Source organism: Pseudomonas endophytica (assembly GCF_001411475.1).
Lineage (GTDB): Bacteria > Pseudomonadota > Gammaproteobacteria > Pseudomonadales > Pseudomonadaceae > Aquipseudomonas > Aquipseudomonas endophytica.
Genome location: NZ_LLWH01000160.1, coordinates 13696 through 28834, shown reverse-complemented (window position 1 = coordinate 28834; position 15139 = coordinate 13696). Strand labels below are relative to the sequence as shown.

17 protein-coding genes and 1 pseudogene are annotated in these 15139 nt (G+C 54.6%); 1 reads left to right on the top strand and 17 read right to left on the bottom strand.

Going from position 1 to position 15139, the window contains the following annotated elements; translation table 11 throughout:
* Nucleotides 1-20 precede the first annotated feature (20 nt).
* A complete protein-coding gene (locus AQS70_RS10795) occupies nt 21-638 on the bottom strand; it encodes a tail assembly protein (protein ID WP_055102768.1) in 618 nt (205 codons plus the stop codon).
* A gap of 803 nt (nt 639-1441) precedes the next feature.
* Here AQS70_RS10795 and AQS70_RS10785 point away from each other — a divergent pair.
* Nucleotides 1442-2167: a DUF2971 domain-containing protein gene (locus AQS70_RS10785; RefSeq protein ID WP_055102766.1), complete on the top strand. Its 726-nt coding sequence runs from the start codon at nt 1442-1444 to the stop codon at nt 2165-2167.
* On the opposite strand, the gene AQS70_RS10780 is transcribed toward AQS70_RS10785, so the two are convergent.
* From AQS70_RS10780 to AQS70_RS10705, 16 genes and pseudogenes are all read right to left on the bottom strand, one after another.
* Complete coding sequence (locus AQS70_RS10780) at nt 2164-2928, bottom strand: C40 family peptidase (RefSeq protein WP_055102765.1); 765 nt, start codon at nt 2926-2928, stop codon at nt 2164-2166. The genes AQS70_RS10785 and AQS70_RS10780 overlap by 4 nt on opposite strands.
* A 2-nt stretch (nt 2929-2930) precedes the next feature.
* The gene (locus AQS70_RS10775) at nt 2931-3782 is read right to left on the bottom strand and encodes a phage minor tail protein L (protein ID WP_055102764.1); all 852 of its coding nucleotides are present in this window, start codon (nt 3780-3782) and stop codon (nt 2931-2933) included.
* 11 nt (nt 3783-3793) lie between these two features.
* Nucleotides 3794-4132: a phage tail protein gene (locus AQS70_RS10770; protein WP_055102763.1), complete on the bottom strand. Its 339-nt coding sequence runs from the start codon at nt 4130-4132 to the stop codon at nt 3794-3796.
* 3 nt (nt 4133-4135) lie between these two features.
* A complete protein-coding gene (locus AQS70_RS10765) occupies nt 4136-7984 on the bottom strand; it encodes a phage tail tape measure protein (protein WP_164488182.1) in 3849 nt (1282 codons plus the stop codon).
* A 28-nt stretch (nt 7985-8012) separates the two neighbouring features.
* Nucleotides 8013-8279, bottom strand: coding sequence for a DUF1799 domain-containing protein (locus tag AQS70_RS10760; protein WP_055102762.1), 267 nt, complete (start codon nt 8277-8279; stop codon nt 8013-8015).
* A gap of 53 nt (nt 8280-8332) precedes the next feature.
* Nucleotides 8333-8722 carry a phage tail assembly chaperone gene (locus tag AQS70_RS10755; RefSeq protein ID WP_055102761.1) on the bottom strand — a complete coding sequence of 130 codons (390 nt, stop codon included), beginning with the start codon at nt 8720-8722 and terminating at the stop codon, nt 8333-8335.
* Nucleotides 8723-8731: 9 nt separating this feature from the next.
* Entirely contained in the window at nt 8732-9379 is a 648-nt protein-coding gene (locus AQS70_RS10750) for a phage tail protein (protein ID WP_055102760.1), read from the bottom strand.
* A 70-nt stretch (nt 9380-9449) separates the two neighbouring features.
* Nucleotides 9450-9866, bottom strand: coding sequence for a DUF4128 domain-containing protein (locus AQS70_RS10745; RefSeq protein ID WP_055102759.1), 417 nt, complete (start codon nt 9864-9866; stop codon nt 9450-9452).
* A complete protein-coding gene (locus AQS70_RS10740) occupies nt 9863-10516 on the bottom strand; it encodes a hypothetical protein (protein WP_055102758.1) in 654 nt (217 codons plus the stop codon). The genes AQS70_RS10745 and AQS70_RS10740 overlap by 4 nt, the downstream gene beginning before the upstream one ends.
* Before the next feature lie 17 nt (nt 10517-10533).
* The gene (locus AQS70_RS10735; RefSeq protein WP_055102757.1) at nt 10534-10794 is read right to left on the bottom strand and encodes a hypothetical protein; all 261 of its coding nucleotides are present in this window, start codon (nt 10792-10794) and stop codon (nt 10534-10536) included.
* A complete protein-coding gene (locus tag AQS70_RS23630) occupies nt 10791-12002 on the bottom strand; it encodes a phage head spike fiber domain-containing protein (protein ID WP_156355135.1) in 1212 nt (403 codons plus the stop codon). Before AQS70_RS23630 ends, AQS70_RS10735 begins: the two co-directional genes overlap by 4 nt.
* Nucleotides 12003-12005: 3 nt before the next feature.
* A complete protein-coding gene (locus tag AQS70_RS10725; protein WP_055102755.1) occupies nt 12006-13145 on the bottom strand; it encodes a hypothetical protein in 1140 nt (379 codons plus the stop codon).
* On the bottom strand, nt 13145-13546 hold the full coding sequence (locus tag AQS70_RS10720) for a hypothetical protein (RefSeq protein WP_055102754.1): 402 nt from the start codon (nt 13544-13546) through the stop codon (nt 13145-13147). The genes AQS70_RS10725 and AQS70_RS10720 overlap by 1 nt, the downstream gene beginning before the upstream one ends.
* A 59-nt stretch (nt 13547-13605) precedes the next feature.
* Nucleotides 13606-13968: a DNA-directed RNA polymerase subunit alpha C-terminal domain-containing protein gene (locus tag AQS70_RS10715; RefSeq protein ID WP_055102753.1), complete on the bottom strand. Its 363-nt coding sequence runs from the start codon at nt 13966-13968 to the stop codon at nt 13606-13608.
* A 106-nt stretch (nt 13969-14074) separates the two neighbouring features.
* The gene (locus tag AQS70_RS10710; protein ID WP_055102752.1) at nt 14075-14578 is read right to left on the bottom strand and encodes a DnaT-like ssDNA-binding protein; all 504 of its coding nucleotides are present in this window, start codon (nt 14576-14578) and stop codon (nt 14075-14077) included.
* A gap of 61 nt (nt 14579-14639) precedes the next feature.
* A pseudogene (locus AQS70_RS10705) lies at nt 14640-15124 on the bottom strand (hypothetical protein).
* Nucleotides 15125-15139 lie beyond the last annotated feature (15 nt).

Here is a 15139-nt window from a genome sequence, read left to right as displayed (position 1 = left end):
GGCGCGGTGTTCGTTGGTATCTACATCTGATCTTCAGCGTAAATAGCAGCACTGATGATTGCCCCGCCCCAGCGCCGACGGCCGTAACAGAGGGGCACTGGATTGCCGGAGGCAGTGGTGTTCTTGCCGCTGCCGAATGCGTAGCCGGGAGTGTTTTCGGGGGCTGCGCTGGTTTTGATCCCTTGCGCTTGGGGGCTAAGCATTTGGATTACGCCGCCGATGGCCATCGAAACGCCGACTGCACCAGCTATGCCCCAGCCTCCTCCCGCGCCTATGGCTCCAAGTCCAGCAGGGGCAAAAATAGCCACAGCAGCAATTAAGGCAACACCGACTATCGTCTGCAAAAGTCCGGCGCGCTTGCTTCCGGTGATAACGGGAGCAATCCGGATTTCACCAATACCACTGTAATCCAGCTCCTTTTCCTCAATATTTTTAACGCCCCTAAAGATGGCAAACTCCATCCCCCTGGACTTGGCATTAGAGATAAACCGCTCAAAGCCTGGCACCTGAACACACAGAGCCTTAACTGCCTCAGCAGGAGATCGAACGCTGAGTTTAAACTCTCGCCCAAACTGTCGGAGACTTCCATACAGCTTGATGGTCGTAAGGGGTTGATACTCGATGGCACTCATCAACATGGCTTTCTCCGAACTATAAAAAAACCGCCCGTAGGCGGCTTGATAAAACTCTATTCACTTCGAGAATTTCCTCGACGGTCGTATTGGTAACAACGATCAACGGGAAGCCGGCCATCGTGGCCCAGTGCGAGCTTACTACTAGGCTCAGTGTGCTACTTTCAGAATGTTGTGGGGTAAACGCTCACCCCAGAGATTCTGCGTCGCACAGATTCTCCTTTAACCACAGTTACCTCGGCTTCATATATACCGCTACCGCCGCAAATGCCGACGGGCTCTACTGCTAACACGTGATGCCCCTGAGTAACACCAAACCGGGCGACTTCACCGGAGTAAAAATCGGCTGCAGCCTTTCCATCAATGTGAAAGCGAAGCTTGCATCCCGACCCCGAGAACCCGGAATCCCGGGTAACTACCAGCTCAGAGTCCGATGCACCCCCAAAAGCATAAAACCTATCCTTTGGAACTGGATCTGCTTTGTCAGCTGAAATTGGCGAGGTTGCACACCCCGCCAGCATCGCTACTGTTACCGCCGCTATCAGAATCCGCATGTCGCTCCCTCTTAGGTTTGTCGAGACTTTAGCATTGGAGGGTAGATGCAAAAAGCCCAGCGCGGGCTGAGCTGAGTATCAAGCAGGTACCAAATTTCAACAAAGTAGCTCGAGTTTCGAGCGAAGTGTCATACAAGCTGCATATGGTCTTTGGGATTCAACAACAGAAAAAGAAGCGATCTTTATATCTAATTCACGCACATTTAGACTCATTAGCCCCTACTGATTCATTAACTCAATATCTAAGGAGTTGAGATGCTCGTCTACAAATACATGAGCCTAGAAGGCTTGGACGCGTGCTTGCGTAATTGCACTATTCGCTTTACGAAACCAGTGAATTTCAATGACCCTTTTGATTGTTCCTCCTCCGCTGGACGCATCGTGCAAGGCTTGAATATTCGAGCTTGCGGTTCAGCTAACGCCGACAAGTTATTCGCCATTCGGAATGCCATCGGAGTACTGTCACTGACGCGTAACCCCTTGAACCCTCTGATGTGGGCCCACTATGGCAGCAACCATCAAGGAGGGGTAGTAGCCATTGACGCTGAGGAGGCCGGATTGGAATGTGCCTTAACAAACATCATCACAGCTAGCAGAGGAAATATAATTTACACAACCGTGAGGCCAACAGTTGAGGGTGACCTACTGCCCTACCACGGTGAGTTAACAGCGATGAATGACAGGCTCATGCTGGAAAGACTTTTTCTATATAAGTCACTCCATTGGTCTTATGAAGAGGAAATTCGAGTCGCACGTCGCATCGACAACAAGCCTCAAATCAGATTCGAGGATTTTGAAATCCCTCAAACCGCCATAAAAGCTGTGTATCTAGGAGCTAAGTATTTTTTAGCACTGCACGAAGACTACGAAGGAAAGCTACCTAAAGTTCATCGAGAGCATAGCGCCTTTCAATTCCACCGTTGTTACGAAGATAGCCGTACATGGGACCTTCGATCTGAGCCGTACTCACCAAGTAACTAACATGTTTTGATTACATCTTTATGCCTGAGGATTAGGCGTGTGCGATCCAGCCAAGGCCCGCCATAGACGATCACTTCAGACGGTCGCCCATAAAGGTGATGCAGCAAAAACGGCCCCGGCCCGTACACATCAGACTCTTCACCAGGTAACGCCGGATCACCGCCAAGGTAAATCCCGGCATGATTCGGGTGCGCCGTCCGCCCGATCGCCATGACGATCATGTCTCCGCGCTGTGGCTGGTTGACCCGCACAAAGCCTGCCGCTTCGTAGTGAGCCTCGTACAGGCTGACGTTACCCGCACTCTCCCACCAGCCGTCCTCGCGCTGATAGTTTGGCAGTTCAATGCCCATCGCTCGCACATAGAAATCTCTCACAACTGCAAAACAGTCCCACGCCCCATGAACAAACGGGCGCTTGAGCAGCGGCGTATGTCCGGTCGGCGTGATCGTGCGCAAATCCCCTTCGGGCCAGCTCAAAATGTGCCAAGGCAAGGCCGTTGCTTCGCACATGGCCAGATCATGCGGTGACGGTCGGCTGGTGGCGTCCGGGTGCGAGTGAACAATTGCGATGACCTCGCCCAAGTCTTCCGCCGCGGCGTAATCCTCAGGATCGAGCCGGAACTCTTCGTTTGGCTCCGTGGCAGTATTGCGGCACGGGAAATACTGCTCTTTGCGTCCTACGATCAGCAGCAACCCGCAGCACTCTTTCGGGTACTCACCCGCCGCATGCGCCTGAATGGCGCTTAAAATGTTTTTGCGCATGGTCAACTCCGCGCTATGAGAGATACAGCGGGATAACCGCCATGACTGAGTTCTTCGTTTTCGCCGAAGCGCAATTTGCAGGACGACAGGCCGCCCTTGCAGATGTCCTTGCTGGGGTCGTCCGTTGGGTTGTCCTCATCGTCAAACATCAGCCCTCCGGTGTAGCCGCAGTTCGGACCGCGATAACCGCCAGTCATTGCCCAGTGGCAAAACGTCGTCATTTGCCTGCCGGGCAAGCCGTGGTTGTCGATCTCGCCCGGTGATGACAATTCCCACTGCACTTGCTCGCCGTCTTCGCCGGTCTTCTGGTCGATAAACCAGATTTCCAGCGCCTCTTGGGTTGGGTCAGCAGTTGGGTTGCCGCCGTAGAAGTTGTTTGCGTCCAAGTACTTCGCCATGGTTTCGCGCACGGTGAGCTTGAACTTGAGCAGATCCTCAAACGCCAAGCACAACGCCGTGACTCGACCGTTGACGTTGCCCGCAACCAGCGTCGGACGCGAGGCCGTCCCGTCACTGTCAGCGCCAATGCCTTCTATGTTGACGGGCCACGCAGCGTACTCGTTGCCCTGCCACCAGATGGACTTGGCGGCCAGCTCCATACCGTTGTCCGCGCTGTAGTAATTGCCCGCAAAGTCCAGTGTCAGGGAAGCCCCTTTCTGGTCATCAATACCGTACTGGTTACCCACAAAGTCCAACGACAGTGAAGGTCCGTCCGGGTCTAGCTCTTCGGGCTCGTGGGGTATCGCATGCCCGTGGAAGCGAAGGATATCGGCGCCATATTCGCTCCCGTCTATTTCAAACAGACGAATCTCGTCGCCGGGCTCCAGTTTCTGGATGTCCGTGATCAATGCCATGGGGGGTTATCTCAGGGGTGGAAGGCTTGTTCGAAAGTAGTCGTGATTGCGTACATTTGGCCGCCGCGGTGCGCGGGCTTGTAACCGGTGCACTTGTATAACCCCAAATCGCCGAGTGGTGGCACCCACAGAAAGGCTTTTGCTCCTTTGTGCCGGTCGATGAAGGCCATAACCTCCTTGATGCGCTCCTTCGTTCCGGTAAAGGTCACCGGCCAAGCTTGGGATTTGTTGTTGATTCCATCACCGACCGATTGTGCGTAACCGTCACCGAATTGCTTGGTTCTAACCCGGTGAGTGATATCCCCCTCTGCGCCCTTGTCGATTGCCCAAGTGAATCGCTCGATTGCCATAAATCATCCTTTTACATTTCGACTGCTGATGCCGCCCTGACGCCAAGATTTGGAGATTTCTTCCCGCGCAACGGTGCGCATCCGCTCCTGCATGTTGCGCTGGAATACCTCAGTATCGAGTTCAGCCCCTGCCGGACGACCTGACTCTTCGTCGGTCATTACCATGATGGGCATACTGAGGCTGACCGTAGTCCCCCCGCCAGCAGCACCGCCCACAGCCCTAACCCCGAGTTTGCCTCCTGCTGTACGGGTCAGCGGCATAATCGCCTCCTCCCCATCCTCGCCCATCACACCGATTTGGCCGTTGGCCATTCCGAACGCAGTGGGTTTGCTGACAATGGAGTTGGTGAACGCGCCACCGTCTGCAAACATCTGCACACCAGACTCCCAAGCGCCGCCATTGGCCTGTGCAATGCCCGACCACCCACCAATGACCTCAGGGCTATATCCAGCCTGAGTAGAGCCTGCTGATGCAGCGCCCCCGCCAAAGTAAGAACCGACAGCTGAGACGCCAAGCCCCCCCATAGAGCTAAGAATCCCTGAAGCTGCCTGCCGAGCTGCAATCCGCGCCATATCGGCCAAAATCGACTTAGTAAAGTCCGCAAACGAAGCCTTCCCGGTAATGGCGAAGTTGACGACAGAGTCTTCCATCGAGCTGAACGCATTGCCGAATAGCGACTTGGTCTGCCCTGCAACATCCCGCGCGCTGTCCAAGTAGTTCTGAAACGCTGAGGTTGCACCGTTACGCCAGTCGCTTTGCGCAGCCGACATATCCTCATAGTTGCTGAGCGTGGTTTCCTTAAGGTCGGATTCACTCTTGTTGATCGCAGCCAACTTATGGTTGTACTCATCTGCGCTCATATTGCGCGCTGCGTCGGACTTGTCTCGTGCCAGATCCAACCGTTGCTGGTTGGCTCTATCCGCGATGCCGTTGAGCTCGCCGTTCAGTGCGTTTTGCCGATCCCCTTGCCGGATACCCAGCGCCGCACGTTGTCCGGCCAGTTGTAGCGCGTGATTCTGCTGGTTCAACGCGTCGGTGTAGCTCTTAACGGCTTGGGTCTGTTTATTGATTCGCCCCTCTTCGCTCACCCGCAAAACTTCAAGCTGGCTATCGGCATCCTTTTGCGCCTTGACCATATCGGTTCGAGCGTTGGCGATTTTCTTGTCGAGTTCGATGGATTGGACAGCAGAAGTGGTTTTTCTGGCCTTGGCGGATTCAAGGGCTGCAATCTCAGCCTCATACGCGGCTGTGATCTCGTCCTTTTGGTTGCCGATCATTCCGGCACGCTTCCAACCGAACTCCTCCTGCGAAATCAGCCCCGCCTTTTGCAGAGCGTCCAGCTCTTTCTGGGCGTTAGCGTATTCAGCCAAGATGGTTTTGATTGCGTTTTGGGAGGTGTTGAACTCGGTTAGATCGACAGCGCCAGCGGATGCAGCCTTGGGATCTTTGAATTTAGCGTTGATATTGGCGATGTTCTTGTCAACAACACCCTTGTTCAGACGCGCGTCATCCGGATTTGCCTTACGAATGTCATCTAGCTGCTTTTTATACTCCTTAAGAGCCTCGGTCCGCTTTTGCTCATTAGTCCAGGCTGACTTTGTGAGCGCATCGACCTTGGTTTGAGCGTCAATGGCATCATCCTGAATCTTTCTCCGGTCACCCAGATACTTATTCTTGGTCTTTTCAGCGTCGATCTGAAGCTCGAGAAAGGCTAAGTCTGCCTTATCCTTTTCTTTGTTCCTGGTATCAAGCCCAAGCGCTGCCGCCCGACCGCCTCGTCCCTGATTGTTTGCAATTCGATCGCGCAGGGTTTGGGCCTGCTGCTCTAGGGTAAGGGCGCGACCTATGTTCAGCGTGGCATCAAGCGCACCAGCCGCTGCATCCTTAATGCCTTTCCATGCCCGCTCAATCGTGCCTAGGTTTTCAGTGATCTGCCTTGACCGATCCTGAACAGTTTCGGCGTAGGTCTTGGTGAGAAGGTCAGTAGCTGCCGTTGTGTTGCCCTGCTCTTTCAGCGCAACAATCTGCGAGTAAACCGAGGCTGTCAGGAAGTGATACTGATCATTCAGTTCTTTGGCCGCTGACACAGGGTCTTTGGCGATTTTGACGAACTCAGCAATCGTTGCGTCAACAGACCTGCCGGTTGCGTCCTCCATTGCCGCCGCAGCGTCAGCGATTTCCTTAAAGCTGCTGCTGGCAATGGCACTGCTTCCAGCAAGTTTAGCTAATGTGGCTGCGGCTTCTCCGGTCGTGCCATTTGTAGCACTGACTTGTCGTGCCAGATCAGCCAACTGGCCAGCGCTACTGCCTGCATAGTTGCCAGTCAAAATCAGCGATTTATTGTAGGCGTCGGCCTCCTTGCTACCTTGATAGTAGCCGTACGCCAAAACCCCTACAGCCGCCGCAGCAGCAACGACACCAACTGCCAAAGCAGCCATGCCAAGCCCTACCGGGCCAGTGCTTAGGCTAAGCGCTTCAAGTCCCTTTTTGGCGTTTCCGGTGGATTCAGCAGCCGTGTTGGACTTCTCTGCGAGGTCAGAAATACTTTCGCCCGCCTCACCCGCTTTTTCTGCCACATCCTTGGACTTGGCTGCAATGTCACCTAACGACTCACCAAGGACAGCAGCGCCGGCACCGCCTGTAAACAACGTGTCGAACTTTTCCTTGATGCCGCCTAGAACACTGCCGCCGCCTAACTGCGTAACCGCCCGAATACCGCTCGTCCAGTCGCCGGTTCGAACCGCATTGATGAGCTGCATCACATTTTGCTGTGACTGTTTCGTGCTTAGATTGAGCTTGTCGAAAGCACCTGTTGCCTCGGTCAGCCCTGCACGATCCCTACCGATTTTGGCCAGCGCCTCGGCGTAGCCGTTAGCATCAATCTCGCCGGTCTTGTAAAGATCGTTGAGCGCCTTTTCTCGCGCCTCAAGCTTGCCCAACTTCTGAGTAAGCGGATCAATGCCGTTAACTGTACGTTTTAGCGCCTCAATTCGCCGGTTCTCGGCCTCAATCGAGCGCTGTTTTTGTTGCTCTTCTTTCTGTTCGGCAGCGGTGCGCTTAAGCCGAGCGGCCTCAACTTTCAGCTCAGCCTTTTCAAGTTCGGTGTCGAGGCGAATCTCTTCTTCGACGGTCAGAAGCCCGCGTTCTTGGGCTTTAACGTAAAGCTCATTTGCCTTGGACAGGTTTTCTCTAGAGCCGGCCGCACTGCTAATTGCACGCTCAAGCTGACCCAAGATAGCCATTTCACTGGCCGCGCTTTCCCCACTGCGCTTGCTGGCTGCCGCAACGCGCTCTACGGCTTCTGCCGACCGGTCTGCACCTAAAGCAGAATCGGCATAACTGCCAACAAGTGCGCGAGACCCGGTCAGCAGCCCTTGCTGCGCCTCAGAGAGGCCAGTCGCGACCGAAGACAGCTCGCGCTGGGATTCAGCCGCCAGAACAGTTGCTTGAGCCAGCTCCTGAATGCGTGATGCACTGTCTGCCGCCGAATCTCCGACGACCTTCTGAGCGCCGCTCAAGCCAAGCAAAGAATTCAATGAAGCTTCGATTTTCTGCTGGTAGTTCGAGTAGGCGGCATCACCAATCAGGCCAGCCTTGCGAGCTTCCGCCAGTTTGTCTTCCTGAGCCGCCAGTTCATTAAGCTTTTTTGTCAGCGGGTCGACTTTACCGAGAAGCGAATCCAAGTCTTGACGCTGCTTTCGAGCGGCATCGGCAGTTCTGTCGAACCCACTTGCGACGCCTTCTGCAGCCTTTTCAGCCCTCTCTCCCGACTGAGAAAGTTTGTCCAGATCAGTCACGGCATTCGCTGCATCGGACGAGTCAACTTTTATGCCGAGCGACGCGATATCCATAACTCACCTTAAAAATAAATGCCCGTAATTACGGGCTGGGTTCTCGATCCTCCGCCATGACAGCCAACGCCTCGGCCTCCATGACTTGTAGGTCTGGAAAGATCTCTTTGATGTGTTTTTTCTTGATGCCGATGAAGTCGGCCACATCGCGAATGGATGTGTAGTCGAGGCCTGTTGCGCCGCATGCTCCGGTGCGCCACTGAGTCGCCATAGCATTGAAAAGGCGGAAGGCGGGCCAGTTATCAGGCCAAACCTCCACGTCCTCATCCAAATCCTCAGGCGCAAGGCCGAACATCAGGAGCTTTTCGGTTGGCGCGCTACCGCCATAGAGTGCGCGCGCCGCGGCAATCAGTTTCCCAAGCGGCCCGGCGTGTAGGCGTCCTGATAAGCTTTGACGATTGCATTACCCGCGCCAGCCGAGGTTTCAACCAGAGCACGAATCGACTCAGGCGAAAACTTGTCATCAAACCCCCAGCCCGCAACGATGTCTTGCACCTGATCAACCTGATAGTCGATGTGAGAGGCGGTGGTGTCAGCAATGGTCAGGCTCTCGCCCTTAGCTTTCAGCGCCTCTTGATCATTCTTCAGCCTCAGTTCCCAGCTATCAAATAAACTGGCCAAGCCCTTTCGGTCGCGATACTTAAACTCAAACGGAACCTGAATGACCTCGCCGCCAACGCGAGGTATCTCAACGTCAGCGTTAAAGGTCGGGTTCTGCGCAATTTTGAACGTTGCCATGACGGTTCCTTACGATAGGTAGCGGGTAATTGGCGCTTGCAGAGCCAAGGTGATGGTTCGGGTCATCAGGTTGCTACGACTCACGACCGGTTGCGGCGACCACGCGGTGATAGCGCCGTAATAAATCGTGTCTTTGCCGGGTAAGTTGAGGCGCGAAGCATGGACTGCACCGCCAGCATCGGCTGCTTGAACAATGGGCACGTAAGACTGAGCTGGATCATCGGCAACCGTTAGCGTCATACGCGCAGGCGATTTATCAGTTGGCAGCTCGCGCCCTTGGGCATCCTCAAGGAATGCGACTGTCAGGTAGTTCTGCTCACCACCCGAGAACGCGACGTCGCTCACCTGTGGAACCAGCGCCCATGCCAGAACCTTTTTGAGTGAGCCCGCGCCGTTAAGCGGGGGATAGACCTGGGTATCGCTGGTGTCGATACCTTCCAGCGTAATTGCCGTGGCCGTGGCTGCTTTAACCCGAGCAACGCGACCGTTCAAAGGTGTCCAGTTCGAGGACACCAATACAATATCGCCCACAACCAACGTTGCAGCCGCCACAGTGGCCACCGCTTCTGTAGCGTTGCTGATGCCAGAGAATGCTAGCGGCGCGGCATAGGTCGCAGCATGCTGGAACGTAGCGCCGTTCGGTAATTTGTAGCCCATTGGGTTTTCCTCTTTTCAGAAATGACAAAACCCGCTCAATGGCGGGTTTCTGGTTTGCCCTACGGGCGAATTAGAAGGTGTCGGCGCGGTATTGAAACGAGACGGGCAGCGAGTAGCTGGTGTCTTCTTGTTGCTGCGGGCCGAGCTCGACGGGAGTCATTACCAGCACCGTTAAATCTCCCTGGCTCAAGCGATCATTGAGGGGAAATAGCGCTGCCAGTTCTTCAGCCAGCCCCTCCCCAGTTCCTGAACCGCCACCAGCCGGTGTGACGATCGTGATCTGAAATAACCCTCTATAAGCGCGATGGTCACCGGCAAGGTCATCGCTTCCCGTCCCTGCGGGCATCAAAAACGCGCGCAGATAGGTTTCATTGGTGGCCGGGGTAAAGCTGACGTTCTGGAAAGCGATGCGCAGCGCTGGTTTTTTGAGCTTTGCCCAGTCGGCCAGCCGCGCCTCAAACAGTGAGCGAATGGTCTTATGACTCATACCCGGTTATTCCTGATGGCTTCGTCGACGATGCGCTGAAAGTCGGCCAGAGTCACGCGCACCATGCCGTGCGGGGCCTGTTTGGAGTGGCCATATTCAAGCGGAATGGCGTACGGCAGGTTGTTCACGATGTACGCCGTCTGGCCTATCGTCAGGCTGTTCACTTGCGCCATCAGTGCAGCAATCGTGGCGTTTCCGCTTGGGTCAATGGCTTCAATTTCTCCATCAGCCGGGGTGTCGATTGAGAACTGCCAGTTAGCCCGGAAGCGGCCGCCTACGTAGTCTTTACCAGCGACCAAGCCATTCACATTGAAGTTCTGGTCGCGCTCAGTTTTGGTCAGGGGCTTGGCGTACTTAACACCGCGCTTGAACCTACCGGACTTCGTGAAGTTGCTATCTGTCAGGTTGATGACGGTATTGCGAACAGCAACGTTGAAGTCGTAGGCGTCAGCGGTGGCTTTGTTTGCGGTCCGGTATGCCACATTAGCAGCCCATATTTCTGGATTACCCACCGGCGACATACGGATAACAGTGCTCCCGATCTCAATCACAATCTCACGGAATGTGGCATCTATCGCTTGCTCAGCCTTTTCAGCGAATTGCCGAATACTCTCGGCAAAACTTCCGTTAAGCCCAGAATATTTGGACATATGAACTCCTGAGTTAATCAGTCCTGCAACAAATTGTCCCGGATGCTAGCCCATTGCGCTTCATCCTCAAACCGCAAGAACACGGTCGGAGCGCCGGAAAATACCCGTACTGGCTTGGAAGGAAATATTTGGAACTTAGCCAGTTCTTCGGGGAAATCCACCGGCGTGAAATTTACAAACCAGCCGTCTAGGTAAGTTGGGGGTTTAATCTCTACCCCCTCTTGCGTGTACTCACTCGGTGAGTCAACGATTAAGCCGATTTCGCTGTACTCGATCATGTGGTTAGCGCCTCGAGTTCAGAATCTGTTAATCGGCGAGGGTAGTAACTGATGCTCAATATGTGGCCATTTAGGAGCTGGCTTTGGGATTGATTACTACCAATTTTGAGCGAGGTAACCTCTGGCGGCGTGAAAGCAATACGAGCTTTGGAAAGCACCGACCCTGCAACCCCCGTCAATCCCTTCGAGTCATAGCTAAGGGCTGATTTTCCTAGTTTGTTGATATTAGGAGGATAGGCCGCCGGTATGGAGGGGACTGGTACCGATATATCACCTGACGAAGCCCTAAATTCGGCGTTGCCTGCTGGAGCTGCCATATAAGCTTGTAATCTGTTGCGCGCAGTACCGTCATCTAGAGACATAATTGCTCGAAATTCTGTTGTGCGCGAAGCTGCAGGTTTGAATACGGCAAACATAGTACCTTCGCTCCTGTTGTACCAAGGACTTAGTGTGCTTACACGAGCAATGTCGCTAGTGCGTGTTACTTGAGAACCTCCAGTGGGTATAAATGAGGTTTCAAATGAGCCAACCTCAACTTGTGTAGCATCAAGAAAAACCTCTGAACGCTCGGCGGGTGATATATCAACTGCGCCACGCCTATCTTGAGGTGCCAGCAGAATAGAAGACCATGGCACGGCCCCCGAAGTGGCTGTACAGATACATCTCCACACTCCTCCCCCGACTGGAACCATCCGAGCTGAAACTGCTGATACGTCACCAGTAGTGGCGTACGAGAAATCACCGGTGATCAGGTTGAAAAAAGCGTCTACACGATTGGCATAGTTGGTTTGTACTCTCATAGCCAGCCATCCGCCTATCACACCGGCTTTGGCGTGTTGAGAGGCAGTTATGGTAGAGCCTGCCGCACTAGCGAAAGATCTAGTTAAATACCTTATGCCTAAATCATCACGAGAGATTCGACTCATCGTTGATAAACCAAGAGGGCCATCAGATTGAGAGGGCGCTATGACTAAAGAAGCTCCTGCTCCATTATTGTTCCAAAGGGAATAGTCACTTGAGTTAACGATTAAGTTGGTTCGATTCTCCTCGATAAGCAGCCCCAATGGCTGACGCGTGATCGGGTCGTAATCAAAACGCGGTTGGTTAGCCGGAACCATCTCGAATAGCCCGCGATCATTGAAGCGACCACCAGCAGACGAGCGCGTAAATGTAATCAGATCGCTAAATTGCTTTTGCACCAAAGCCATTGCTTACCACTCCACAAGCGCAGCGCGCTTCCATTGATTTGCGCCCGTGGCGACATAGAGATAATTGGCATCTACAGCGATGTTTCCGGGCTTACCGGGTGCTGTAGCGTTTGCAGGTACGGCGACAATTTCCGCCGACTCGGGCTGCACCCTGACCAGCTCCAGCGCACCTACGCCATAAGAGTTGTTGGCAAAATCCAACGAGAGGCTTGCACCCGCATCCAGCCGCATGACGTACCACGCTGAACGGCCTGCGAAGTTCTCATCAGCCACGATACGCACCGGCTGACCATCAACCAATAAAGCAAGGTCAGCGTTAGCGAGCGCCTTGGTGGTGTAAACCCTTGCGCCCGACAGCTCAGCGTAGGTTTCAGCGGCAACAGCGGAACCCGCTGCGTTGGCTGCGGATGTTGAGGCAGCACTGGCCGACTTAGATGCATCGGCCTTACTGGATTGAGCCGCAGACTCAGACTGCGCCGCTTGCCCTGCTGAACTCGATGATGCAGATGCTGACACGCCAGACTGTCTGGCTGACTCGGCAGCGCTGGACTCGCTCGATGCAGCGGCATCAGCGCTGGACTTGGCGGCTTGCGCGCGAGTGCCAGCGCTTTCAGCAGACTGAGCCGCTTCGCTGGCCTTAGTCTGGGCTGCACCGGCTGATTGGGATGCAGATTGCTGGCTAGCCGTAGCCGAACTCGCGGAAGTAGCGGCCCCAGACTCGCTTTGTGCTGCCTGACTGGCGCTGCCGTTAGCGCTTGAAGCTGCCTGCTGCGCTATGGTGCTTTCTTGGGCAGCAACACTCGCACTTTGCGCTGCTGCTTGACGACTCTGCCCGGCGCTCTCGTCATGCCTTGCCGATGACAACTCAGACGCGGCAGCGGCCTTTTGGCTGGCAGCCGCATCATCCCTACTTCGCTCGGCAGCATCAGCCGCCTGCTGGGCCAAAACTGCGTTTTCGCCTGACTCGGTAGCGATACTCTCAACCGAAGCCGCGCGCTCATCCATGAATGCAGCAAGCGCATTCGCCTCAGCTCCGAAGACAGGCAGCGCAGAGACAAACAGATCCATCTTGGGCGTAAAGTCCCGCGGGGCTTCTGTTCGGGCAGGCGGCACCGGCAACGCGGTGATTGTCGGAACGCTCATTAGCGCCTCCCTTGAAGTTCGAATATAAGCGGCGCGCCAGCCGGGTTGGTCTCTTTCACGTTAATGACGGACCAGACCGAGGGCGGCAGGAAGAAGTAGTCGTAGAGGTTTGATACCGCGATGTCAGAGACTGCGACCGTTGAAAGGGTCGGTGGCAATACGTCTCGAGCGGCGATTTTGATTTTCTTGTCGCCCTGCTGAATCAACGTGCTGCGCTGAAACTCAAGGCCAGTGAAATCCAGAACCATGCCCTCCGCGAGCTGCTCGCTAAACTGCTCTGGACCTGTCTGACCCGTTTCAGGGTTGTACTCACCAGCGATCATCTCTCGCAGCAGGATGGGCTGACCGAACTCTGTGAGCATATCCAGAGCCATCACGGCCATTTCGTCGTAAAAGGCCATGGTGGCTCCAGATGTGAAAAGCCCAGCTCTATGGCTGGGCTTGCAAGCCTTTTGCGGCTCTACAGTGTTCCGAGGTTATGAGCTATGCCTCGATCATTCAGAAACTGGAGAACCTCTCTCAAGGTTTCCACTCCGACTCGATGTTTGCCAAGAAGCGCAGCCTGATTAATTGTGGTCAAGTCCCCCACTGTTGAAAATCCGCAGGTGGCCACCAAATTATTTCGTGTCCTTGTAGAAAACTTCAGGTCGTCAATAGGAGTGTTAAGAACGCTGGAATTGCCCGCAGCTTGAGCGGCGAGGGCCGAAACAATTTGCTCGGCAGACTCTCGGTTATCAACTTGAGCTACAGGATGAGTACCGCGGTCATCATATTTAGTAATGACGTAACGCGTTACTTCTCGAATGCGAAATTCGGGCTTCATAGTGAACCTCCGGCCTGCGCACAGGCTGAGTTAGATAGGGGAAGTTGCCGCGGCAACTCCGCGATAATACCCCCTATTCATTCGGATGTCATAAGGATGCCCATCACTACACGCGAATTGAAAACAGCCCGCGCGTCTGAAGATAGTCAGCAAACTGAGTAGCGCTCGGCCGATCCGGCGCCGCTGGCAGCAGCCGGTTGCTGGTGGAAGGGATAGCTGCGTATTCGCGATCTACAGCGCCCTCAACCCGCTCCCGGACAACTGCGCCTTTGCGCTTTTCTACCGGGTCGATATCGTCCTGATGAATCTCAGCAGCCAGAGCCATCTGGCCATACTGGATACGCGCCGGGAGGTAGTTGTGCGGCTTATTCTCGCCGTCCAAATGGATTTCCCGGCGCGGCCAAGACAACGCTTGTTCACTTCTGGTTTTGCGCCCTTTCCACGTCATGCCATCCATCGCCAAGGCAGCCCGGCGCAACAATGCTTCCTGTACCGCTACGCCCGCAGGAATGACAACGCCGAACTTAGTCGCGTACATAGCCAGATCCTCAGCCGTCGCATAGCTTTCGGCGTCAGGCTTGCCGCTGCCGTCCTCAATGATTAGCGTCATGAATTAACTCGCTGGAATGGGTTTAACGGTCGAGAGTCGCAGACTCCGATGACTCGCATTATTACGCTGTAGGCAACTCAGCAACGAGCTTTTCCAGCGCTTCTTTTGAGGCGTTGGCGCGATATTGAACGTTGGCGGCGTCGAGCTTGGCCTTGAGTGCTGCGATTTCGTTCACTTCGCCATCTTGGCCCGCAGGGCCAGTTGAAGCCTTCTTCAAGACTTCAATCTCTTGGCGCAGTTCTTCGGCTGTGGTTGCCAGGCCGTTACGCTCAATGGTCAGTTGGCCAACATGCTCATGAAGGCTCTCAAACGCCTCAAACAAACAGATTGCCAGTTCGCCGGTTTCTGGGCGCACAACTTCACCCGCTTTTAGACCGTCAACCAAAAAGATAACCGCATCGTTTTCAGCTCGAAGTCCTTCAATACGCTGGTCACCCCAGCTTCGGGCTTGTCGAAGTGTTCAGGGTTGCGATAGCGTTTGTCCGGGTCAAAGCCCTGAAGCTGATTGCTGTAAGTCAGTTCCATGTGTTTCTCCAAGGCGGCCATTTCTGGCCGCTCGTT